The sequence below is a fragment of the Nostoc parmelioides FACHB-3921 genome (assembly GCF_014696625.1).
GTDB classification, from domain to species: domain Bacteria; phylum Cyanobacteriota; class Cyanobacteriia; order Cyanobacteriales; family Nostocaceae; genus Trichormus; species Trichormus parmelioides.
The window spans coordinates 30,703-52,742 of record NZ_JACJQL010000024.1 but is presented as its reverse complement, the minus strand read 5'-3'; the positions used below and the strand labels follow the sequence as shown (position 1 = coordinate 52,742).

Genomic DNA, 22,040 nt, shown 5'->3' with positions numbered 1-22,040 from the left:
TGATGAATCGATTCAAAATTCAAACGTCCAAGTGGCATACTACCAGAATCAAGAGTAATGAGTAAAATAAAGACCCCTGGTTTTTCCAGGGGTCAGGGTTTCGCTGAGATAAGTAGTTGATACTACAATTTCTTCCCAGCTATTTCCTGATAATTACAAGAAATTTTTCTCCAGGGTGGTGATGGGTAATAGCTAATTGCTAATTGGTTTTTACTAATCAGAGTTCAACAGGACATGATATTATTTATCCCCTGTTAGCAGGTGACGTACAGCTTGCTCGATATCTTGTTCTTTAATTAAAGATTCTCCGACTATTACGGCATTTGCGCCAGCTTCCGCGACTAAGGATAAGTCGGTATGTGTATACAATCCAGACTCGCTGACAACGGTGATACCCAAGTTTTGTAGATGCGATCGCCTGGCTGTTAATAAGTGTTGGGTGGTACTGATATCTGTGGTAAAATCTTGCAAGCTTTGGTTATTAATTTCGATTAAGCGAATATCGTCTAATTTTAGTATCCTATCTAGTTCAGCTAAACTATGAACTGCGACTAAGGCATTCATCCCCAAAAAGTGAATTATTCGCAAAAAATCTTTCAATTCTCTGTCTGTGAGAATGGCTGCAATTAATAGTACCGCATCGGCTCCTGCTGCTCGTGCTAAATAAATTTGGCAGGGGTCGATAATAAATTCTTTGCATAATATGGGTAGTGGAACCCGTTGGCGGATAGCACGGAGAATTTCAAAACTGCCGTGAAAAAATGAACTATCTGTCACGACTGATAGACAAGCTGCACCACCTCGTTCATAAGCTTTGGCGATCGCTACTGGATCAAAATCAGCACGAATCATACCATGATTGGGTGAGGCTTTTTGTATTTCTGCAATCAGGCTAGGTTGGTAAGGATTTTGCTGCAAGGCTGTCAAGAAATCCCGCACGGTTGGCGCAGCAGTTAATTGGCGTTGTAAAGAAGCCAATGACATCTGTTGGTGTAGTTGTGCAACTTCTTGCTTTTTCTGCCAAACAATTTCTCTAATAATTGGTTGCAGACGGTTGGTATTAATGGCGCTGGGATACAACATTATGAATGGGTATAGGGGTATAGGGGTATAGGGGTATAGGGATGTGTAGATAAAGCCCTAACCTATGTTGACTAATCTCAAAAAATCAGCTTTGTGGTTGTAAGAAATTTAAGATAAATTCCTGACAACCACAATTTAGTTATTCAAAGCCACAGGAAATTAATATTCATAATTATTGTTGAAGTACACCTTTCTCTATCTCTCATTCTCTCGGTGTAGAGCGTGGCTTAATTATGAATTATCAATTGCCGTTGGAGTTGACTTTAATCTGGATTAGTTTCAGATCAAAATTTCTTGATTATCATTTCTGCTTTCCTGATTTTTACCACCCAGACAGTTGTTTTTGAGTAATCTAATATAAGTACGGTACGGGATGTAATCTATGGGGTTATAACCAGAGTAGCGCAGCAATAAAACGCAAGCCCAAGAATACTTTCCGGCAATTATTGATTTAATAATTTGGTCTACTTGTTCATTATTTATTTTCTTAACATTCTGTGAATTGTAAATGTCTTCCTGATACATAACTTCCCCTGATGATTTTATTTGATGGTTTGAAAATTGGTAATTGGTGATTAGTAATTGGTAATTGGTGATGGAGAAGAGAATTCCATTTATTCCCAATTACCGTTCGGCTGACGCTCACAGCGAAGCCAATTACCACTAAGAGCAAATTGATGTTTCTAAAGTTTGGGTATATGTCTGCACTACATTTTTAATGATTGTCTGACCAACTTCTCCTGCTAGGGTCATGATTGACTCCGGGTGAAATTGGACGGCGGCTATAGGTAGTGTTTGGTGTTCAATCGCCATAATTACATTGTCTTCAGAAATCGCGGTGACTTTGAGTTCACCGGGTATAGTTTGGGGTTGGGCAAACAAGGAATGGTATCTACCCACGATGAAGGATGCTGGTAAATTTTGAAACAGGACAGAATCAGGTGCAGTTACTGAAATCCGTGCGGGTTTACCGTGTTGGGGATAATCAAGCACGCCTAATTCTCCACCAAAAGCCTCCACTATGCCTTGTAATCCCAGACAAACGCCAAAAATGGGGATTTCTCGACCTACCAAAGCTGCAACCGTTTGGGGAACTCGGAAGTCACTGGGTCTACCAGGGCCGGGAGACAATACCACTAAGTCTGGGCGTTCTGTATCAAAATATGATTCAGCAAAACCATGACGTAGGGTGGTGACGGTTGCGCCGGTGGTGCGGATGTAATTGGCTAATGTGTGAACAAATGAATCTTCGTAGTCGATGAGGAGGATACGCTTATTGTGGGCGATATCCCCTGGGCGATGACTATCGTTCCCCTTGGTTTTATTTGCATTGCTATGACGGCGAATGGTCTCAAATAATGCAGTCGCTTTAGTAATTGTTTCCTCTTCTTCGGCTGACGGAATGGAGTCGTAAAGGACTGTTGCACCAACTCGCACTTCGGCGATGGAGTCTTGTAAACGAATTGTCCGTAAGGTTAATCCGGTATTCAAGTTACCATTAAAGCCTAAATAACCAACTGCTCCCCCATACCAACGACGGGCGCTGCGTTCATGCTGTTCGATGAACTGCATGGCGGCTCGTTTGGGTGCGCCTGTGACTGTAACTGCCCAAGTATGACTCAAGAAGGCATCTAAAGCGTCAAATTCCGGTCTGAGTATCCCTTCTACATGGTCTACTGTATGAATGAGGTGGCTGTACAGTTCAATCTGGCGACGACCAATCACCCTGACTGAGCCTGGTTCACAAATCCGCGATTTATCGTTGCGGTCTACGTCAGTACACATGGTTAACTCGGCTTCATCTTTATGGGAGTTAAGCAACTGACGAATTTGTACAGCGTCGCCTAAAGCATCTTCTCCCCGTCGAATAGTGCCACTAATGGGACAGGTTTCCACTCGCCTACCATCAACTCGCACAAACATTTCTGGTGATGCACCTATGAGATATTCACCACCCAAATTCAACAGAAATCCATAAGGACTAGGATTAATTCGCCTTAAGGTCTGGAATAGTTGACTGGGTGATTGTTCACAGGCGGTAAAAAAGTTTTGACTAGGAACTACTTCAAATAAGTCACCCCGGCGGAAGTAGTCGAGTGCTTGCTCAACTAGGTTGGCATATTCTCCTGGTTGATGGTCAGCAGTTTGGTTTGGTAGAAGACGTTTACCCTGGTAGTCGATGGACTGGCCTGTCCGTGGAAGATGCTCGGTGTTGCCATGTTCTGTGGCAAATTCATACTGGTGACGATATGCCTTTTGTAGATAGTAATCTACAACTATGAGTTCATCGGGTAGATACAGGACTAAATCCCGTTGGTCTGCGGGACGAGCAATTTTTTGGGGAATTGGTTCAAATTGAAATACTAAGTCGTAACCAAATGCACCATATAAACCTAAATGCTCATCTTCATCACTCGCAAAAATCTGGAGAATTTCGCGGATGACTGTAAAGGCTGACGGTTGTTTACTGCGTTGTTCTTCTGTGAATAACTGTTTTGTGGGTCGAATTTCACCTGTGATGTTGTCATGATTGAGGCTGATTTGTTGTAGTTGCGACTGGGCTGATAGATGCTGGAACAAGGTTGGTAGTAGCACCTGTCCGCGAGGATTGAGTGAAGAGATGGTAAATGCGTTCTCTCTTGTTGTCAGTTGTAATGGGGGATTGATGAATCCAATCGCCCATCTTTTGTATCGCCCTGGATATTCGTAACTACTGGTTAACAAACCTCCACGTACTTGATTTAGGTGAAAGAGAATTTCATCTAGTGCAGTGTCCATCTTCACCTCGGTTGTGCTACGAGATACGCGCACGTTACCAAGGGTTGTGTAAGCAAGTGTATAGTAATTCATTGTCTTTTCTTTTCTGTGTGTTGGAGGGAGTATAGCGCGAACGGTTCGCCCTACTTTTGGCGATCGCTGATTGAGGGGTGTAACCCATCATCCAACAATCAAACCAATTTCACTATCTCCAAAAGAAGATTTTGACACTACAGCATAGGAGAAACAGCACAAAACATTTCCTACAGAAGCCTTTGCAAATGCTCAACCACAGGTAAAAGTTGGACTTTTTCCGGTCGGTTGTAGGCGATCGCTATTTTTGAAAATAGGGGTGAATTTAACCAGTCAGCATTTTTATCTGCTTAATAAATATCTAGTTCAACCCGCCCCTAAAAATGAACCGTTTTGCAGAAGCAACTTCTTTGCTAAGATTACTCAATCTTTGACAGTAGATATATGATCAATTTTTTGATAGACATATCTCTTTTTTCTTTATTTAAATTTACTGGCTTTTTTTTAACTTTATTATATAAATAATGTGCATCGGAGTAAAATAATACCATTTAAACGCCAAATAAAAAATAAAAATTTCTATCTTTTTGTAAATCTGCAATTATTTCTACTTATACAACCAGACTTATATTAGGTTTCATATTCTCCTAGAAAAAAACTTATGCTGTGAGCATCATTATTTACCCTAGCAATCATCAATTATTGATTTTGTTACCAATAATCTAAGACATAAAAATATAGTACTGCTCGAAAAATTTAAACTTGATATATTCTTTTCTTTCTCAGCAAAATTTTTATGCCTGTTGATGCTTGTGAGTCAACTATTGAATATTTAGTACTCGATTAAAGAGATAAATTATACGCTGTTTCCTCTCCAATGAAATTAGAGCATATTGGAGAGGTTACATTTTTTTTGTGAAACTATAATCAGCTTATTAGGATGGTATTAACCTTTCGTAGTAGTTGTCGTACTTGTGGCTAAACAAGGCTAATTCGGGGTTAAATGTATATTTGGTTACAAAATAACTTAACATTTTATACTTCTTTCGAGAGATAAGCGATAACTACTCAGAGAGATGATGGGAAGATAAGGTACTCCTCCAGGCAGATGACTTGGACTGCTATTATATAGTTAAATCCGATATAAATTAAAATAGTAAAATATCCAATTTAGGAGCTAAAAATTTATTTGTTAGATAATAGATTATCTACAGGATTGTAATATTACTACTTGTTATCGACGAAGACAAATTACTTCTAAGCCCTTGAGAAATTTTGTAGGCAACCTATCGTAATTTCAGTTTAATATTAATTTTTCCATCTCTTTAGAGAAATCAAGTAAATATATATGCTAATTGGAGCCTTAAGCGTTTTACGACTATTTAATCGGTGGTTTCTACCTTTGGTTTAGGGAAACACCAAAAAATAAATTATTCCAATTGACGGTTATTAGAGTGCGTCAGTATGAATAATTTCTTGATACAGCTAGGTTTTCTCGCAAGTAGCGCACCCTAAATTTTGGATATTTTTTATCTGGAAGTTCCCAGTTTTTCAATATGGCTGATAGTTGCTATTGGTAACTGAAATGACCACCAATCTTAGTGATGGAAAAATGGCAAACGAATCATCGAAAACAATCCTTCTTATTGAAGATGATAGCGATAGTCGCAATCTCTTTTTAGCGGTGCTTGAAGCTAGAGGTTTTGATGGTATAGCAGCTGAAAACGGTGTGGCTGGTATTCAACAGGCACAAAAATATTTACCAGATTTGATTATCTGCGATATTATGATGCCTGATATGGATGGTTACGATGTTTTAAATGTTCTACGCCAAGATCCTCTGACGGCGATTATTCCCTTCATTTTTCTCACTGGAAACCATGATACAGCCGGTCTTCGCAAGGGTATGGAGTTGGGAGCTGATGACTATATTACTAAGCCTTCTACTATAGAGGATATACTCAAAGCGATCGCTATTCGTTTAGAAAAGCAAGCTTTACTCAGGTATTGGTATGCAACTAAATCTCATCAACTTACCGAATCCCTAGCTGTAGACTCTGAAGCAATTTTTCCCTCTATTCCCCACCTTCAGGAAGTTTTTGATTATATTGAAGCTCATTATCATCAAGGAATTACATTATCAAATGTGGCTGTTGCGGTTGGTTATTCACCGGCTTATCTAACTAGTAGAGTTGCGAGAGAAACGGGGGATACTGTGAACGGCTGGATTTTCAAACGGCGAATGGCCGCAGCGCGCCCTCTACTGAGGAATAGTAACAAAACCATCGAACAGATTGCGACAGCGCTGGGTTATCAAAATGCTTGTCATTTCTCTCGCCAATTCCGTCAACATCACGGTTTACCTCCCAAAGCTTGGAGGAAACAGCAACAATCGCTCCAGTCTGGTAGAAATCTGAAGCCACAACTGATTGCTGCTTGTCCTCAATCGGAAAAATGCTTATTGACTGGCCGGAGTTAATTAGGACTTACGCACCCAGATTGTCTGTTGAGACTGGGTGTAAGGGTATAGGGGTGTAGGGGTTTCAAACATTTATACCCTTTAATTACTTTTAGGTTTTATCAACTGCTGCACTAACAGTTGTACGGCTAATGCTAACAAACCAATTGTCACTATAGCAAATATCCCTGTTCCCAAGGCGACTATCCCAACTACCAAGGTACGCACAGCAGAGGTCAAGCTGATAACTAACTGATTATCAGAGTGGATGGGTTTTTTGGCAAAAGTTGTAGCGATGGATATCATGAGTAAATACAAAGCATATCCCATTCCGCCAGAAATACCTGCTCCTGTTATACAGCGTAACGGCGTAGGCGGAACTTGTCCTGATGTATCTGTTTGTTGAGTTTCGTTGTTCATAAGTTACCCATTACCCACAACTTGAATCCCATGTGTAATTGTGCGAGTTACAAATAATTCTAAATCTTCGTCGGGAATTGTTTGTCTTACTTGCTGCTGAATTTTTTCTGCTTGTTCCTGAGATGTACACAAAGCAAACACTGAAGGCCCGGAACCGGACATCATGGTTCCGATAACTCCTGGTTGAGATGCAAATAATTCTCGGAGGTGTAAAACTTGGGAATAGGAAGGTAATACTACTTTCTCTAAATCATTGTGCAGTTTTTGGGCGATCGCTACAGCATCTTTTTCTACAATCGCCTTAACTATACCACCTGAATGAACTGCGGCGGCGCGGGAGGCTAAGTCATTGGTATCTCTAAGATAAGTACTACCATATTCTTGACGATAGTTTTTATATGCCCAGGCGGTGGAAACTTCCAAGCTGCGATATTTGCCCAATACTATATATATATGATCTAAACTCGGTAAGGGGGAAAGTTGTTCTCCCCTACCTGTGGCGATGACTGTACCACCAGCCACACAAAATGGTACGTCGGAACCAAGAGTAGAGCCTAACTCTTCTATTTCTGTTTGGGTTAGTCCCAAGTTCCAAAGTAAATCTATCCCAACTAACACAGCTGCGGCGTTAGTTGAACCTCCAGCCAAGCCAGCTGCGACAGGAATATGTTTGTGAACGGTAATATCTACACCCCCATGTTTAGTGAAGGCTTCAGGAAATCTTTTCACCATCAGTTCGGCGGCGCGATATACCAAGTTACTTTTGTCTGTGGGAACTTGTGGGTGGTTACAATGAACGTGGATAGTTTCACTGCTGAGGGAATGTATTTCAATCTCGTCGGCTAGGTCGATACTTTGCAATATCATCACTAACTCATGATAACCATCGGATCTGTCGCCGATGATTTCTAGATACAAGTTAATTTTGGCGGGAGCAATTAATTTGTAGGAACGCATGGAATGGGAATTGGGGACTGGGGACAAAAAAGTAAAAAGTAAAAAGTAAAAAGGTAGAAGATTTTTTCTTTTGACTTTTGCTGGGGATTGGGGATTGGGGATTGGGATTTGACTTTTATCTAAAATCCAAAATCTAAAATTACTCTACTCCCAACAAGTTGGTTAATTCTACCCATTGCTGAGTGCTGATGTCTTCAGCTCTGGCTTGGGGGTTTATATTTAATTGTTCCAGCAATTGGCTCAGGCGATCGCGGTCTACCACCGATTGCAAATTATTCCGTAGCATTTTACGTTTCGCACCGAATCCTAACTTTACCAAATTCTCTAGTCGTTTTGGGTCATTAACAGGAATTTCTATCTGTCGAGGACGCAATCTGACAACTGCGGAATCTACTTTTGGTGGTGGATGAAATGCACTCGCAGGGACATCACAGATAAATTCACAATCAGCTAAATATTGTACCCTTACCGATAATGCTCCAAATGTGCGTGACCCAGCTTTAGCATATAACCTTTCGGCTACCTCTTTTTGAATGAGCAATACTATGGAATCAAATGGTTCGAGGTTAGGATTAGCAATTGTTCCTAATAGTTTTTCTATTATCGGCCCGGTAATGTTGTAAGGAATGTTAGCAACTACTTTATTTGGCTTTTGAAACTTCGGAAATGATCCTAAATTTGCGGCTAAATCTATTGTCAGGAAATCTCCCTGTAACAATAAAAAATTTTCTTTCTTTCCTAATTGTTTAGCTAACAGTTCACATAAATCTCTGTCTATTTCTACTGCAACTAAAGACTGTACTGAAGGTAATAAACGGCGAGTCATAATGCCTGTACCGGGGCCGATTTCTAGGATGCGGTCATTTGTACTACACTCTGCCGCCTTCACAATTGCGTCGAGTGCCTTCTCACTTTTGAGCCAATGTTGAGCAAACAGCTTGCGCGGTCGTACCATTAATTTTCCTTGCTATATCTAAATCTGGGCATTTCACAAAAAAATCATTTCTTACTTTTTGCTTACTTTTTTATGCTAGTTTTTCGGGCTTTTCATGGATTTTAATATTGACATTAAGTATTTTATGTGATATTTGATTTGATGCGATCGCCTGAAGCTAACTAGCAATGAGACTACCAAAATATCGTCCTCCTACCCATACCAGGGAAACTTTAGTCAAAGATTTTTTAGAACCTTTGGGAATATTACCAGATGAACTTGCTCAAATAATTAATAGTCCCAATGAGCATATAAATGAACTGGTAAATCAACAGCATAGAATCACACCAAGCACGGTGTTAAAGTTAGCAGAACTATGGGTAAACCTACAAGCAAATAGGGAGATATACCACGCCCTAAAATTTAATAATCTTGAGAACGAGCAACCTTAGTGACGGTAATTAATAAATCCTGTTCTTGGATGTGATAAACAATCCGATATTCATTGATAATAACTAAATATAAATTTTCCCCTGCCGTTGGCTCTTGCATAGTTTTTAGTCAATTGCAGCGATCGCTAATCACTCATCCTACTAGAATACCTCTCACCAGCGATCGCCATTCGCCATCTCTCTCGTTGCGCCTCTGCGTGAGATAATCCCTCTTATACATATATTTATGCGAAGATACTAAAAAACCCAGTGCAATATGACAGACACAACCTCAGACGTTATTTGGATAGTCACAGGCGAAGCACCAGAAACCTCCCCCCCTGGAAATTCTAAAGGCGCAAGTAGTAATACACACGGTTTAGCAGACAAAATGCTCGAAAAAATACTTATCCCTAAAGGCGTAGAAGATGCTTCCCCAGTCAAAGCGCAAGACTTAGAAAAGAACATGACACACTTTCTGCAACTAGTAGGGGGTTTGTTTAATCGTGCAGAACAGCAAGCCAACAACAACCCTGGGTTACAGCTAGAAGAAATTGAGTTATCAGTAGAAATTAGCGGCGAAGGTCAAGTCAAGTTAATTGGTAACGGCGTGAAAGCAGGCTCAAAAGGTGCAATTACACTGACATTTAGGCGACAAGAACCAAGGTAAGATGGCGAAAAATTGGGCGATCGCAATTGGAGTTAACCAGTATGATTGGTTGCAACCCCTAAACTATGCCAAGCGGGATGCAGAGTTAATGCAGGAGTTTCTTCGTAAGGAAGCGGGGTTTGATGAGGTGTTCTTCTACACTGATGGGGTAGAATCAAACCGCCCTAACCGCGCTAACTTACGGCAATTGTTAATAAAGGTATTTGACAAATCCTTTATGGGTGCGGGTGATAACTTCTGGTTTTTCTTTAGTGGTCATGGGATGCGCCATGATGGATGTGATTATCTCATGCCTTCCGATGGTAATCCCGATGACATTCAAGAAACAGCCATTTCCATTAATTTTGTCACTCAACGCCTGCGTCGTTGTGGTGCGGATAATGTGGTGTTAATTTTAGATGCTTGTCGCAATGAAGGTCAAAAAAATGGTCAAGGTATTGGGGGACAGACCGCAGAAACAGCCCGTGAACAAGGGGTTATCAGTATTTTTTCCTGTAATCCTCATGAATATTCTTACGAAATACCAGCCTTACAACAGGGTGCTTTTACCACTGCACTAATAGAAGGGTTAGGGATTAAAGGTAAATGCGCCACCGTGGAAAGGTTGAATCAGTATCTCAAGTCGCGTGTACCGGAAATTGTGCGTCAGCATCAAAATAGAAGACAAACTCCTTATGTGATTGCTGAACCTATAAATAAATCCCATCTGATACTTGTACCTAAATATGCAACTTTAGCTGATATTGCCACACTCAAAATTGATGCTTATCGCGCAAAAGATGAAGGTAATCTAGATTTAGCAGAACAATTATGGATTCGGGTACTAGCTGCGGCTTCAGGACAAGATGCAGATGCAATCGAGGCGATTAAAAAAATTGCGGTTGAGCGTGAACGGTTAGGTCGTGGGGAAACTCCAGTAACATCTTCATCAAATTCTAATTCTGGCAACTCTGGTAAGGGAGTATCTACAGTTGAACCCCCAGTCCCTAAAGTCCCTACTTTTCAATTTGAAGTGGTGACGGTAAACGCACAAGGGAAAATCACCAACCGCCAAAACCGGACAGCAAAATATTTTGCAGAAGACTTGGGGAATGGTGTCACCTTGGAAATGGTGCAGATACCAGGGGGAACATTTACAATGGGTTCACCGGAAAGCGAGAAAGACCGAGACTCAGATGAAAGTCCCCAGCGTCAGGTGACAGTCCCCGGTTTCTTCATGGGGAAATATGCAGTCACCCAGGCGCAGTATCGAGCAATTATGGGGAAAAATCCTGCTAACTTCAAAGGCGATGAAAAACCTGTAGAACAAGTCAGTTGGGATGATGCGGTGGAGTTTTGTAAAAAGTTGAGCCAGAAGACAGGAAGAACCTACAGACTACCAAGCGAGGCGGAATGGGAATATGCTTGTCGTGCAGGGACAACCACACCATTTTATTTTGGCGAAACCATCACCACAGATTTAGTTAACTATGACGGTAACTATCCCTACGGTGCAGCACCAAAAGGTAAATACCGTCAGGAAACAACAAATGTAGGAGAATTTCCGCCGAACTCTTTCGGTTTATACGATATGTGTGGTAATGTATATGAATGGTGCGAAGATGTATATAATAATAATTACCAAAGCGCGCCGATAGATGGAAGTGCGTGGCTTACTGGTAAAGATAATAACATGAGGCTGCTGCGTGGCGGTTCGTGGTTCGCCGATGCCAGATTCTGTCGCTGTGCTGATCGCTTCACCTACGCGCGCGCGAGTCGGTACAGAGATGTTGGTTTTCGTGTTGTCGCGGTGGCTATTCTGTGAGGATTCCTTGCCCTTTTCTCTCTTGCCCTTTTCCACTTTACACTTCTTAATCTTTACCCTTTGTTAGTGTAGCGAAGCGGAACGATCTTTTTTTAAAATTTGCTATTTCTGCCTACTAACCAATATACACTATATACAATCAGATTTCTCAATTAATTAAGAATCTGAGCATGGGATTAGGTTAACGTTAGCTGCTGCGTGGCGGTTCGTGGTTCGCCGATGCCAGGAACTGTCGCTGTGCTAATCGCAACAGAAACGCGCGCGCGAATCGGAACAACAATGTTGGTTTTCGTGTTGTCGCGGTGGCTATTCTGTGAGTACGCCCCAAAGTCAGAGTCGGTAAGTGGGAATTTATCGAGCGCACATTAGGGAGTCCAGACCTGTCCCAGCGAGGAAGGTGACGACCTCCAAATATAAAACCGGGTTGGATAGGTTGGTAGGTTGCAAAACCGAACACTTGTCCGACTCAATAATATTTCACCATTCGTTTAAAGAAACCGGGTTTCTCGTGCTGCAAACTGCTATTTTCGCAGTCAACCTAAAAGAAACCCGGTTTCTCGCTGGGGTTTCGCTGCTAGACGCTCGCTAATTGGCAAAGATATAACTGTAATCAAAAGAATTATCTAAGCAAATGCCAATTCGTGATGTAAAGTTCCAAGCAGGAAACTACTACCACATTTACAATCGAGGTAATAACCGCAAAGCGATATTCTTTGAGCGTCAAAATTACCTATTCTTCCTACGTCTCATGGAAAGACACCTTGTGAATAAGGGTGTAGAAATAGTTGCTTACTGCTTGATGCCAAATCATTATCACTTATTGGTTTACCTAAACACAGATAATTTATCAAACTTAATGCAGCCGTTTATGCTTGCTTATACAAAAGCTATAAATAAACGTTTTAAGAGAGTGGGTTCGTTGTTTCAAGGGCGTTTTCAGTCTATACACATAGATAGTAATGAATATTTATTGCATCTATCTCGATACATTCATTTAAATCCGGTTAATGCCAATTTAGTGAAAAATCCTCAAGACTGGGAATTTTCCAGCTATTCAGAATATATAATGCTACACAATCGTGAGATCATCAAAAATGATAAAGTTTTGCAGCACTTTGTTTCATTAGACAGTTACCGTCTATTTGTAGAATCTTCTAAAGAAACCGGGTTTCTCGTCCTACAAACAGATATTTTTGGGTAAACTTAAAAGAAACCCGGTTTCTCGGTTTCTCGTCCTACAAACAGATATTTTTGGGTAAACTTAAAAGAAACCCGGTTTCTCGGTTTCTCGTCCTACAAACAGATATTTTTGGGTAAACCTAAAAGAAACCCGGTTTCTCGATTTCTCGTCCTACAAACAGATATTTTTGGGTAAACCTAAAAGAAACCCAGTTTCTCGGTTTCTCGCTGCTACTATTATCCACCTGCTTAAAAAGAGGGGAAACTTCTTAGTATTTCTGTACCTTCTCTACCTGATTTCTCACCCAATCACGAAATAGCTTTACTAACTCCAAATAATCAATTATCTCAGCTTGTTGCAAAAATCCAGCAATTTCTGGAATAGGTAAATTTGTGAAAAATTGACTTGTTTGGCAAGTAATATAAGAGTTGTTTTCTAATTGCTTAATTACCAAAGATTCCCCGTTATAAATCCAAACTTCTGCTACACCCAAATCTGCATAAACCTGGAGACGACTTTGAGAACTACTAGTAACATCAATTTCCACGACTAAATCCGGTGCTGGAACTTGTGTTAAATCCAGTCGTTTCTTTCCCCGAACCAAAGCAATATTTTGAATGTAGAAACATTCATCTGGTTCTACACCACTCACCTCAGGACGCTTGAAGGTAGTTGAACCCAATGGTTCTATGGGTATGTCTAGTTCTTCAGCAATTGTCTCAACAAAACGCCCTGCAACTTTCTTAAATCTTTCATGTTCTGGGGATGGGGACATAATCTCTAGATAGCCACGATTATAAGTCAACCGCAGACGGCGATCGCTCAACTCGGACAAAAGTGTTTCATAAGTTTGCCAACTTATCCCCGACAAGTGAATGATTTCATCCGGTGGTGTCAGCAATCTTGCAGTCATAGGCTTAACCTAAATCTCATGGCTTTATTTTAAAGGATAAAGATACTGGCGTGATATTATTTAAACAAAAATTGAGTGCAGGCTTAGAAACTTGGCTGAATACACTAAAGTAACGTAGGCGGCGGGAAATATAAATGACAGCATATACAGTCAACCTCAACCCAATTATTAAACTCACCGACGACCAATTTTATCAACTATGTCGAGAAAATCCTGGTGTCAAATTTGAGCGCAACCATAAAGGAGAATTAATTATTATGCCACCTACAGGAGGAGAAACAGGAAATAAGAACTCAGAAATAAATGCTGATTTTGTTATCTGGAATCGTCAAACAAAATTAGGCATATGTTTTGATTCTTCCACCTGTTTCAAACTACCCAACGGTGCAAATCGTTCTCCTGATGTGGCTTGGATAAGAAAAGAAAGATGGGATGCACTCACACCAGAACAACAGGAAAAATTTCCCCCAATTGCGCCAGATTTTGTTTTAGAGTTAATGTCACCTAGCGACAGCTTGGAAGATACACAAGCCAAGATGCAAGAATATATAGATAATCAAGTAAAACTGGGCTGGTTAATTAACCGTAAAACACAGCAAGTAGAAATATATCGTCTAGGAAAACCCGTAGAACTATTAGCATCGCCTACAGAATTATCTGGGGAAGATATATTACCAGGGTTCATTTTGAGTTTACAAATAGTTTGGTAAAGCAGTCATCACAATTCACTGATGAATAGGAATCTCGATGACAAATTCTGCTCCTTCTCCAGGTATTGAATTGCAAGTTAATTTCCCATTGTGTCTATCCACAACGATTTGATAACTGATAGATAAACCTAAGCCAGTTCCCTTACCCACAGATTTAGTAGTAAAAAATGGGTCAAACAGTTTCGATAATATTTCTGGAGGAATCCCTACACCATTATCTGAGATAGTAATTCGTACCCAATTATTATTAATCATTTCGCTACGAATAGAAATTGTGGGTGTAGTAACCGACAAATGACCACCGATAACTGACTCATCTAAAGCATCAATAGCATTACTAATGAGATTCATAAATACCTGATTTAACTGACCAGGATAACAATCAATCAAAGGTAAATCGCCATAATCTTTAACAACTGCAATTTCTGGATGGTCTGACTTAGCTTTCAGACGATTTTGTAAAATCATGAGAGTACTATCGATACCTTCATGAATATCTACTTGCTTAAATTCAGCTTCATCAAGGCGGGAAAAATTGCGGAGTGATAAGACAATTTCTCGAATGCGTTGGGTTCCTATACGCATAGATTGCAGCAGCTTAACCAAGTCTTCTTTGAGGAAATCAAAGTCAATATCTATAATGAATTCCTGAATTTCTTCTGGTGGATAGGGAAAGTGTAGTCTATAAAGTTCTACTAGCTGTAACAAGTCTTGAGCATATTCACTGGCGGGAATCAAATTACCATGAATAAAGTTAACTGGATTATTGATTTCGTGGGCTACACCTGCAACCATATTCCCAATAGAAGACATTTTCTCACTATGGATAAGTTGAGTTTGGGTAAGTTGTAATTCACGTAAAGCGTTTTCCAGATTTTCGGTTTGCTGTCGCAATTGAATTTCATCTTGTTTGCGCTGTGTAATATCTAAAGTTGTCCCAACCAGGCAATAAATTCTACCAGCACTATTTCTTAGAGGATTAATTTTAGTTAACCACCAAGTTTCTTGATTGTTGACAGTTAAACAATCTTCAAAAGAAATGCTAACACCAGCCTCTACACAGTTTTTGTATCGTTGACGTACTAAGAGACCTTCAACACTACCAAAAATATCTTCAGGTGCTTTACCAATAGCATCATTGCGACTAATTCTTGTATACCTTTCTGCTGTGGAGTTCCAACCTGTATAACAAAAATCTAAGTTTTCTAAAACATCAACCACAAAGATAATTTGATCAACACCCTCATAAATATTACGTAAAAATTGTTCTTGTTCTTGCAGTAATGCTTCTACTTTCCTACGTTCCCGAATATCACGAGTAACTGTTGCTAAACACACAGATTTTCCAGTTTCCGGACTTTTAACAGTAAACATATTAAAGTCAACTGGTATTCCTTCATGAGTCTGATAGTTGCGGAAACGATATTCACCCTGCCATAAACCATCCTCATTTACCGCAGGAATGATGTTTTTTTCCAAATCTTCTTGATCTTCTGGGAAGAAAAAATCCATGATGTGGAGATTCTTCACAGCGTCTAAACTATCAAGACCAACTAACTTGAGTCCAGCTTCATTCAGAAATAATGGTTTTCCTGCTAAAGTCGCAAAACCAATAAAGTCACTGCTATTTTCAATAAGAGAGACAAACAATTGCCGTTCTTGTTCAGCTTGTTTGCGTTCTGTAATTTCCGTCGCTGTCACTACGAGTTGTGAAATTCGTGAATTGCTATCACCAAGAGGGGTAATATTGATTAGCCACCAAGTTTCTTTGTCATTTACTAAGAAATCATCCTCAAAGAATAGGCTTTTTCTCGACTTGATACATTGTTGATAGCGCTGGCGATATAAGTTGGCAATTTCGGGTGGTAGTGCTTCTGCCGTTGTCTTACCGATGAAAGATTCCAGAGGTATAGGACTAATGCGGTGCATGGCAGGATTGATTTGAACGTAACGAAACTCTGCTTCATCATCCAAAACATCCAAAACAAAGATACCGTAATCTACGCCTTCCCAAATACTTTGTAACAACTGTGCTTGCTGTTGCAATTGTTGGTCTGCTTGCTTGCGTTCACGGAGTGCGGCTTGCTGTTCGCTTATATCCAATAGATAACCATACCAAGTGATTTCGCCTCCTGGCTTACGTTCCGGTCGGGAAACTGCTTTGACCCATTTTAGCCGACCAGAAGAAGTGATAATACGCCACTCATGTTCAAAGTTTTGCAGAGTTTGTGCAGAGTTAAGCATCGCCTCTTGCAGCCCTATCATATCCTCAGGATGAGTATTGGGAAAAATGAGCGAGGCATCATCTTCTAACTCTTGGGGACTGCATTCTATCAGTTCTCGACACCCAGAGGAAACATAAGGGAAAGTCTTTGTGCCATCAGGTTGGAGACAAAATTCATAAAGCATCCCTGGCAGATTATCAGCTAGTCGCTGCAACCGTGCTTCCGCATCTCTTAAACGCCTTTCACTATCGGCTAAAGCAATTTCTGATTGTTTGCGTGCGGTAATTACCTCAGAGACAACAGCTAAACCACCCACCTCACCTGATGGTTCATACCAAGGATTTATTTCCCATTTCACCCAATCAATAGTCCCATCCCGACGGATGAAAATTTCTTCTTCAGATTTCTCCTTATTTCCCGCCAAACAACCCTCATATCTGTTTTGCCAACCCAAAGTTATTTCCGGACAAACATCATGATGAGAACGACCAACGATATTCTCATCAACTAAGTTATAGTCCTCTCGCCAACGCCGACTAGCCAGTAAGTAGCGCATCTCACTGTCGAAAATAGCGATCGCCGCAGGTATATACTCAATCAATAACCCTGGTTGTAAAGTCTTTGCTACTACCTGGCGTAGTCCTATGAGTTCCTGTTGAAGAGAATCATAAGTATTTTTATCTATAGTCACGAGATTGTCAGTCATAGGTATACTACTTACCAGCGACAAATTTGAAGTTAACTTCAGTATCTATCTTGCCCAATCTCCATCCAGCAATATCAATCGGCTATTTTTAACTCAGTAATTCACCCAGTTGGTGTTGTACTAATAAACTCCTAAGCGTAGCATTTTCAGCTTTGAGAGCCAAGTTCTCAGCTTCTAATTCATTGATTCTTTCTTTCATAGCCTCTTTACTAGTACCTTGTCTGTGAATCACCACCTCTTTATAAATCTCTAAATTAGTATCTTCATTCATCCATCTTTGATAACTTTTAGTATGCTCTTGTACTGTATGTCCCATATAATCTGCCATAGTCTTTATTGGCACCCGTAAACGATGACCTCGTATAGCATAAGCATGACGTAAATCATAAGGCCTAAAACCGATATCTGCATTTCTAAATTTGATATACAGTTTGGCAGTCTTATTATTTAACTTACCTTCGTTGTAGGGAAACCTAATATTCTTTAACTTGAATAAATCCACCCAATGAGGATGTAATGGGGGAATTCCACAACTCCGTTCACCGGTTTTAGTCCCTTCTGTCAAACTAGGATTTAAACTTACTAAATGAAAAGTATTTTTTGGATTGAGAAAAGCTTCTATATCTACAGCAAATAATTCATGGGGTCTTAAGCCATAGGTAGCCAGCATCCCGTATACCCATTGCCATTGTTCCGGCTGTGTAGTGTTCTCTTTACTCGTGTAGACTGATAGAGGCAGCCCAATTTTCTTAAATCCTTGGATAACTTCTTCATCTGAGGGAACTTTGCGAATAGCCGGATGGGGTTTAGGAGTTGCATAGGCATAAATTGTTTTAAAATCATCAATTCCACAAAACTCACAGAACTTCTTTAATTGCCATACCATAAAAAACCGCGCTGATGTATTCGGCTTGGTTTTTTCCAAAGCTATTGCTAATGCTTGAGTAGACATTGGTAAATCTTGAGGCAGTTTTTTTAAATGCCTAATATAATGAGTTTCCCAAGTCCGAATCCCTCGTCTATTTTGCTCATGAGTTTTCCAAAATTCACGCTCATATTCTTGAATTAATTCACCAATAAGTTTTCCGGAATTATTCTGTGTTGGTAACTCTATCTTTTGTGCCTGTTTACCTAGTAACTCTGGTGTCCACTGGAATTGTTTTGTAATTAACAATAAATCCAATTCTCGTGCCTTAAAAACAGCCATTTTCACCCCAGCATCATTAGCTGTAAAACCGCAAGAAATGGTATATTGTTTATTAGGACTACCCTGCTTTCCTACATCGCCGGGTTTACAAGGAAAAGTACCTTGTAAGGCGATACTTTTAGGGCTGGTAAGTTTTAATTTAATCTTAATTCTATCTAAACTTAAAGCCGCATTTGCCTGCTGTACGGAGTGTTTAATTCGCAAGTATTCCCGTTCTACCTTCGCCGATTCATCAGTTTGTTTAGCTTTCCATTGCTTCCATTTAGAGGGTTCCCACTTGTCAATTGGTGTACCATCCCACTCAGATGTACGTGGATCAAAAGTAATTGCAGGCATAAGCTACTCTCAAGCACTTTCTTGGTTTGAAGATAGCTAATAACAGTCAAGAAGTAAAGTTTAATTTATAGAAATATGAGAATAATGAGTGCTGGGGAAAGTGCAACCTCCAAGACTTATGAGAAATTTATGGCAAATTTATACGGAATCTCTAACAGCCATACTGAAGTCAAAAGAAACAGAGAAAAACAAAACTATGAAAATGAACAACAGGTGTCTTTTACCATTTATGATGGTGGCGATCGCTAGCCTCAGCAGTTGTAGTTCAAACCCCAGCCACACAACAAATACAATCTCCCCCAAACCTGCACCAAGCATGGCTCAACTGCGAGCCAAAACCAATAACACCGAACCTAAAGCCATCTCTGGCAAAACAGTAAACGTTACTCTTTATACCAGTGATGTCCAGTGTCAAGAATTTGTCCCGCAAAAAGTTACCGTACCCGCCACCCAATCTGTAACTAACGCTGTAGGTAAAATCATCAAAGAACGAGATACCGCCGACTTTAGCTTATCCGGTTATCGCGTCAGAGTCAGAAATGGCGTTGCCACAGTTGATTTAAGACTCTCACCCCAATCAAAGCGACAATTCGTTTCACTCTCTAGCTGCGAACAATTTGCTCTATTTGGTAGTCTCCGTAAAACCTTAACTAGTAATCCCCAATGGAAGATTCAAGAAGTGCGCTTCACCGAACAAGGCGAAGATATTGTGCTTTAGTTATTGGTCAAGTCGCTTCGCTCCAATTCAAAATACCCTTCGGGAAGGCTGCGCCAACAAAATTCAAAATTGAAGACCCCACGGATAAATCCGGGGGCTTGAATTAATGTTGTTTCACTTCTTTTTTTCGCCATAAATAAATTTAGGGGCTTGTATCCTTTTTTTGTTCGGTCATTAGTTCTTCCCCCTGCTTCTTTTCTAGCCACTGTTCAATCAGTTCCGTCACAATATCGCTCATTTGTCGCTCTTGAGAAGCTGCTGCTGCTTTAAGTTGGCGATGTACTTGCTTTGGTAAATAAATCGTTGTCCTCGTATAAGCTGGGTCAGTGCTTTTGCTTTGGGAAGTCGGCTTATCTGGCGTTGACTGTGGCTGGTCTCGGTGCTGACGGCTACGGGCAGCATCAATTAAATCATCGAAACGGCTGGTTTTTTTCTGATTATTCAAGGCATCTTACCCAATTTAAGAAATATAAATTACGCATCAGTCTAATATTTCCTTTCCCACCTCGGCGTAACATCGCCAAGCAATTTGAGCATAAGGGTCTTTAACCGCGTTGACTGGAACCCCTTCTAAAGCAGCACGTTGGAACACAGCCAAGCGGCGAATCCCTGATTTGAATACGGGTAGTTCCGCATTTAAAAGAGTTGTTCTCGCTTCCTCCCCGGTTTTATTGGGATTGGGTGGAACAATGGTAAGCAATATTTTATACTTAATTTTAATTTTACTCAGTAAATTAACTAGATTTAAAGTTGCAGCTAAAGCGATCGCATCTGGTGTTGTTGGTATTACCAATAAATCGCATCCTTTAGCCAAAGTTTTCAGTTCTTCTGTATCTGGACGAGCTGGCGTATCAATCACTATATGCTCATAAAGCCCCGCTAAACTGACCGCCTGCTTCTCATCAGCCACCTTAAAAGGTAAAGAACCCCGATTTGACCAATCTAAAGCACTGCGGTTTAAATCACCGTCCACCAACAGTGTGTCTGCTTTCATTTGCAAGTAAGTGGCTAAGTGCAACGCAGTCGTAGATTTACCGACACCGCCTTTAAACGCAGCTACCGTAATAATCATTTTTTCTACATAAAGAATATCTAACATCTTAACTGTACATCTAAACATCTGGACATTCGATCTAGCAACTAATGTTTAAATTTTTGGACATTTAAAAGTTTAGATGCTTAGATATCAAGATATTAGTAGCCGTAAATTATAGGTACTTATAATTTGTACATTAAAATAATGTATACAAAGTATATTCAGTAAACAGAGTGACAGAAGTATAGATTATTTCAAGTATTAATTGCGGCAAAAATTAAAATTGCACACCAGTTGCCACACCTTGTTTTTGATTGGTGTTTCTCTGGCGTGCAAATGTAATATTTACATCTGTCATAAGCTACGGTAGTCATTTCTACCTTCAGCAGGGTTAATCTCCCTAGCCCAATTTATAGGATTTTGTGAGTGAGGTGAGTTTAGTAACCTCAGTAAAATTAAACACACATTTCTTCCTCAGGAACCGGAGATTACCATGACTTACGCTACCGATGAACGCACTCAAAGAGCCATAGAACAGTTTCGTGGCTTTGATGTTGACACCCAATTAGCTTTACTGTGGTATGGCTATCTTGACCTCAAAGAGCAGTTAGATTCAGAAACAAATCAACCTTCCGTACAAGATACAGCTGCGGCTTTATACGATCAGATTCGAGCCTTACCACAAGAACAACAATTACAAGCCCAACGCGATATCGCTACTGGTGGCAACACAGATATTAGCCGTGCCTACAATGCTTTACACTCCAGCCCCAAAATAGAATTGTGGCTCAGACTTGCACGCGGTATGGAAAGCGGTGAGATTATTCAAGTCCCATCAGAATACGAGCTACCACAGGAAACCAAAAGCTTTGTTGATACAGTCAAAGGCTTAGACTTCTCGCAACGCATCGATTTTACCCGTAGCATCGTTTTAGAGTGGGGAGCAAAATAGTATAACCACAAGGGGAACCCAGTTCCCCAAATTCTTAACCCTTAATTTTGTTCGCGCAGCCTTTCCGGCAGAACGCTGCCGCGTACCCGTCGGATATTTTGAATTGATTCATCCCCACTTTGTAAAGGCATATTGCGTGAATAGACAGGTAATACCAAAAAGCTCTACAATCTGACTCAGTTGCAGTAAATTTACCTATTGCCCAATCAACCCAAGCATAGTAAAGATTTTCTAGCGATTCCGCTAGACGGGAAAATCACGCTATTAATATAAGTAAGTCTTAGTTAGAGAGTGAGAACCAATGGACGTAAAACTAATTTTAGTGGGTTTAACCGTAATATTTACTGTTTCGTGCCTATTCTTTGGGACGAAAAACGGGTTTTATGATTCAGATAACTATCATGGCAATGGCTCTGCCCATTGAAAGAAATCTGGTTGCTAACAGTAAGCGATCAGAATTTCGGATCATTACAAATGCAAGAGGCAAATTCCCTGATTCCCCAGTTTAAT

Annotated in this window: 22 protein-coding genes; 10 read left to right on the top strand and 12 right to left on the bottom strand. The window is 40.3% G+C overall.

Annotation, left to right across the window (positions count from 1 at the left end):
• Positions 1 to 240: 240 nt before the first annotated feature.
• From trpC to H6G14_RS16750, 3 genes are all read right to left on the bottom strand, one after another.
• On the bottom strand, positions 241 to 1,083 hold the full coding sequence (gene trpC, locus H6G14_RS16760) for an indole-3-glycerol phosphate synthase TrpC (RefSeq protein WP_190568481.1): 843 nt from the start codon (positions 1,081 to 1,083) through the stop codon (positions 241 to 243).
• 279 nt (positions 1,084 to 1,362) lie between these two features.
• A complete protein-coding gene (locus H6G14_RS16755; protein WP_190568480.1) occupies positions 1,363 to 1,608 on the bottom strand; it encodes a HetP family heterocyst commitment protein in 246 nt (81 codons plus the stop codon).
• A 138-nt stretch (positions 1,609 to 1,746) separates the two neighbouring features.
• Positions 1,747 to 3,933, bottom strand: coding sequence for an anthranilate synthase (locus tag H6G14_RS16750; protein ID WP_190568479.1), 2,187 nt, complete (start codon positions 3,931 to 3,933; stop codon positions 1,747 to 1,749).
• Positions 3,934 to 5,485: 1,552 nt separating this feature from the next.
• On the opposite strand from H6G14_RS16750, the gene H6G14_RS16745 reads away from it, so the two are divergent.
• A complete protein-coding gene (locus tag H6G14_RS16745) occupies positions 5,486 to 6,352 on the top strand; it encodes a response regulator transcription factor (RefSeq protein WP_190568520.1) in 867 nt (288 codons plus the stop codon).
• Positions 6,353 to 6,433: 81 nt separating this feature from the next.
• On the opposite strand, the gene H6G14_RS16740 is transcribed toward H6G14_RS16745, so the two are convergent.
• The 3 genes from H6G14_RS16740 to rsmA form a co-directional block, all read right to left on the bottom strand.
• Positions 6,434 to 6,751, bottom strand: a complete 318-nt coding sequence (locus H6G14_RS16740; RefSeq protein WP_010997382.1) for a DUF3082 domain-containing protein — start codon at positions 6,749 to 6,751, stop codon at positions 6,434 to 6,436.
• A gap of 3 nt (positions 6,752 to 6,754) precedes the next feature.
• Positions 6,755 to 7,708, bottom strand: a complete 954-nt coding sequence (gene ispE, locus H6G14_RS16735; protein ID WP_190568478.1) for a 4-(cytidine 5'-diphospho)-2-C-methyl-D-erythritol kinase — start codon at positions 7,706 to 7,708, stop codon at positions 6,755 to 6,757.
• Between the two features lie 139 nt (positions 7,709 to 7,847).
• The gene (gene rsmA, locus H6G14_RS16730; protein WP_190568477.1) at positions 7,848 to 8,663 is read right to left on the bottom strand and encodes a 16S rRNA (adenine(1518)-N(6)/adenine(1519)-N(6))-dimethyltransferase RsmA; all 816 of its coding nucleotides are present in this window, start codon (positions 8,661 to 8,663) and stop codon (positions 7,848 to 7,850) included.
• 167 nt (positions 8,664 to 8,830) lie between these two features.
• On the opposite strand from rsmA, the gene H6G14_RS16725 reads away from it, so the two are divergent.
• The gene (locus H6G14_RS16725) at positions 8,831 to 9,094 is read left to right on the top strand and encodes a helix-turn-helix transcriptional regulator (RefSeq protein WP_190568476.1); all 264 of its coding nucleotides are present in this window, start codon (positions 8,831 to 8,833) and stop codon (positions 9,092 to 9,094) included.
• Here H6G14_RS16725 and H6G14_RS34040 read toward each other — a convergent pair.
• Positions 9,066 to 9,194, bottom strand: a complete 129-nt coding sequence (locus tag H6G14_RS34040; RefSeq protein WP_277884319.1) for a hypothetical protein — start codon at positions 9,192 to 9,194, stop codon at positions 9,066 to 9,068. The two genes, H6G14_RS16725 and H6G14_RS34040, sit on opposite strands and share 29 nt — an antisense overlap.
• A 156-nt stretch (positions 9,195 to 9,350) precedes the next feature.
• Here H6G14_RS34040 and H6G14_RS16720 point away from each other — a divergent pair, with 156 nt between their 5' ends.
• The 4 genes from H6G14_RS16720 (at position 9,351) to H6G14_RS16705 (ending at position 12,748) form a co-directional block, all read left to right on the top strand.
• Positions 9,351 to 9,743 carry a Pepco domain-containing protein gene (locus H6G14_RS16720; RefSeq protein ID WP_190568475.1) on the top strand — a complete coding sequence of 131 codons (393 nt, stop codon included), beginning with the start codon at positions 9,351 to 9,353 and terminating at the stop codon, positions 9,741 to 9,743.
• Between the two features lies 1 nt (position 9,744).
• Entirely contained in the window at positions 9,745 to 11,547 is a 1,803-nt protein-coding gene (locus tag H6G14_RS16715; protein WP_190568474.1) for an SUMF1/EgtB/PvdO family nonheme iron enzyme, read from the top strand.
• A 191-nt stretch (positions 11,548 to 11,738) separates the two neighbouring features.
• Positions 11,739 to 11,864, top strand: a complete 126-nt coding sequence (locus H6G14_RS16710) for an SUMF1/EgtB/PvdO family nonheme iron enzyme (protein WP_190568519.1) — start codon at positions 11,739 to 11,741, stop codon at positions 11,862 to 11,864.
• Positions 11,865 to 12,178: 314 nt separating this feature from the next.
• Entirely contained in the window at positions 12,179 to 12,748 is a 570-nt protein-coding gene (locus tag H6G14_RS16705; protein ID WP_190568473.1) for an REP-associated tyrosine transposase, read from the top strand.
• A 247-nt stretch (positions 12,749 to 12,995) separates the two neighbouring features.
• On the opposite strand, the gene H6G14_RS16700 is transcribed toward H6G14_RS16705, so the two are convergent.
• Complete coding sequence (locus H6G14_RS16700; RefSeq protein WP_190568472.1) at positions 12,996 to 13,640, bottom strand: Uma2 family endonuclease; 645 nt, start codon at positions 13,638 to 13,640, stop codon at positions 12,996 to 12,998.
• 134 nt (positions 13,641 to 13,774) lie between these two features.
• On the opposite strand from H6G14_RS16700, the gene H6G14_RS16695 reads away from it, so the two are divergent.
• Entirely contained in the window at positions 13,775 to 14,350 is a 576-nt protein-coding gene (locus H6G14_RS16695; protein ID WP_190568471.1) for a Uma2 family endonuclease, read from the top strand.
• A 15-nt stretch (positions 14,351 to 14,365) separates the two neighbouring features.
• Here the strand turns inward: H6G14_RS16695 and H6G14_RS16690 are convergent, their stop codons facing one another.
• The gene (locus H6G14_RS16690) at positions 14,366 to 17,281 is read right to left on the bottom strand and encodes a PAS domain-containing protein (protein ID WP_190568470.1); all 2,916 of its coding nucleotides are present in this window, start codon (positions 17,279 to 17,281) and stop codon (positions 14,366 to 14,368) included.
• Between the two features lie 88 nt (positions 17,282 to 17,369).
• Positions 17,370 to 18,824, bottom strand: a complete 1,455-nt coding sequence (locus H6G14_RS16685; protein ID WP_190568469.1) for an integrase — start codon at positions 18,822 to 18,824, stop codon at positions 17,370 to 17,372.
• A 75-nt stretch (positions 18,825 to 18,899) separates the two neighbouring features.
• On the opposite strand from H6G14_RS16685, the gene H6G14_RS16680 reads away from it, so the two are divergent.
• Together H6G14_RS16680 and H6G14_RS16675 are read left to right on the top strand one after the other, a co-directional pair.
• Complete coding sequence (locus tag H6G14_RS16680) at positions 18,900 to 19,073, top strand: hypothetical protein (RefSeq protein WP_190568468.1); 174 nt, start codon at positions 18,900 to 18,902, stop codon at positions 19,071 to 19,073.
• Positions 19,021 to 19,542 carry a GerMN domain-containing protein gene (locus H6G14_RS16675; protein WP_190568467.1) on the top strand — a complete coding sequence of 174 codons (522 nt, stop codon included), beginning with the start codon at positions 19,021 to 19,023 and terminating at the stop codon, positions 19,540 to 19,542. Before H6G14_RS16680 ends, H6G14_RS16675 begins: the two co-directional genes overlap by 53 nt.
• A gap of 142 nt (positions 19,543 to 19,684) precedes the next feature.
• Here H6G14_RS16675 and H6G14_RS16670 read toward each other — a convergent pair whose 3' ends face one another.
• Both H6G14_RS16670 and H6G14_RS16665 read right to left on the bottom strand, forming a co-directional pair.
• Entirely contained in the window at positions 19,685 to 19,987 is a 303-nt protein-coding gene (locus H6G14_RS16670) for a CopG family transcriptional regulator (RefSeq protein ID WP_190568466.1), read from the bottom strand.
• Between the two features lie 36 nt (positions 19,988 to 20,023).
• Positions 20,024 to 20,614 (bottom strand): ParA family protein, encoded by a 591-nt coding sequence (locus H6G14_RS16665; protein WP_190568518.1) that lies wholly within the window; start codon positions 20,612 to 20,614, stop codon positions 20,024 to 20,026.
• A gap of 457 nt (positions 20,615 to 21,071) precedes the next feature.
• Between H6G14_RS16665 and H6G14_RS16660 the strand changes: the two genes are divergently transcribed.
• The gene (locus H6G14_RS16660; RefSeq protein WP_190568465.1) at positions 21,072 to 21,530 is read left to right on the top strand and encodes an orange carotenoid protein N-terminal domain-containing protein; all 459 of its coding nucleotides are present in this window, start codon (positions 21,072 to 21,074) and stop codon (positions 21,528 to 21,530) included.
• Positions 21,531 to 22,040 lie beyond the last annotated feature (510 nt).

Coding starts and splice junctions, on each gene's coding strand:
- H6G14_RS16750 (WP_190568479.1), bottom strand. CDS start 3,933: ATGAATTACTATACACTTGCTTACACAACCCTTGGTAACGTGCGCGTA.
- H6G14_RS16755 (WP_190568480.1), bottom strand. CDS start 1,608: ATGTATCAGGAAGACATTTACAATTCACAGAATGTTAAGAAAATAAAT.
- trpC (WP_190568481.1), bottom strand. CDS start 1,083: ATGTTGTATCCCAGCGCCATTAATACCAACCGTCTGCAACCAATTATT.
- H6G14_RS34040 (WP_277884319.1), bottom strand. CDS start 9,194: ATGCAAGAGCCAACGGCAGGGGAAAATTTATATTTAGTTATTATCAAT.
- H6G14_RS16665 (WP_190568518.1), bottom strand. CDS start 20,614: ATGATTATTACGGTAGCTGCGTTTAAAGGCGGTGTCGGTAAATCTACG.
- H6G14_RS16740 (WP_010997382.1), bottom strand. CDS start 6,751: ATGAACAACGAAACTCAACAAACAGATACATCAGGACAAGTTCCGCCT.
- H6G14_RS16715 (WP_190568474.1), top strand. CDS start 9,745: ATGGCGAAAAATTGGGCGATCGCAATTGGAGTTAACCAGTATGATTGG.
- H6G14_RS16720 (WP_190568475.1), top strand. CDS start 9,351: ATGACAGACACAACCTCAGACGTTATTTGGATAGTCACAGGCGAAGCA.
- rsmA (WP_190568477.1), bottom strand. CDS start 8,663: ATGGTACGACCGCGCAAGCTGTTTGCTCAACATTGGCTCAAAAGTGAG.
- H6G14_RS16700 (WP_190568472.1), bottom strand. CDS start 13,640: ATGACTGCAAGATTGCTGACACCACCGGATGAAATCATTCACTTGTCG.
- H6G14_RS16725 (WP_190568476.1), top strand. CDS start 8,831: ATGAGACTACCAAAATATCGTCCTCCTACCCATACCAGGGAAACTTTA.
- H6G14_RS16675 (WP_190568467.1), top strand. CDS start 19,021: ATGAAAATGAACAACAGGTGTCTTTTACCATTTATGATGGTGGCGATC.
- H6G14_RS16695 (WP_190568471.1), top strand. CDS start 13,775: ATGACAGCATATACAGTCAACCTCAACCCAATTATTAAACTCACCGAC.
- H6G14_RS16680 (WP_190568468.1), top strand. CDS start 18,900: ATGAGAATAATGAGTGCTGGGGAAAGTGCAACCTCCAAGACTTATGAG.
- ispE (WP_190568478.1), bottom strand. CDS start 7,708: ATGCGTTCCTACAAATTAATTGCTCCCGCCAAAATTAACTTGTATCTA.
- H6G14_RS16705 (WP_190568473.1), top strand. CDS start 12,179: ATGCCAATTCGTGATGTAAAGTTCCAAGCAGGAAACTACTACCACATT.
- H6G14_RS16745 (WP_190568520.1), top strand. CDS start 5,486: ATGGCAAACGAATCATCGAAAACAATCCTTCTTATTGAAGATGATAGC.
- H6G14_RS16660 (WP_190568465.1), top strand. CDS start 21,072: ATGACTTACGCTACCGATGAACGCACTCAAAGAGCCATAGAACAGTTT.
- H6G14_RS16685 (WP_190568469.1), bottom strand. CDS start 18,824: ATGCCTGCAATTACTTTTGATCCACGTACATCTGAGTGGGATGGTACA.
- H6G14_RS16690 (WP_190568470.1), bottom strand. CDS start 17,281: ATGACTGACAATCTCGTGACTATAGATAAAAATACTTATGATTCTCTT.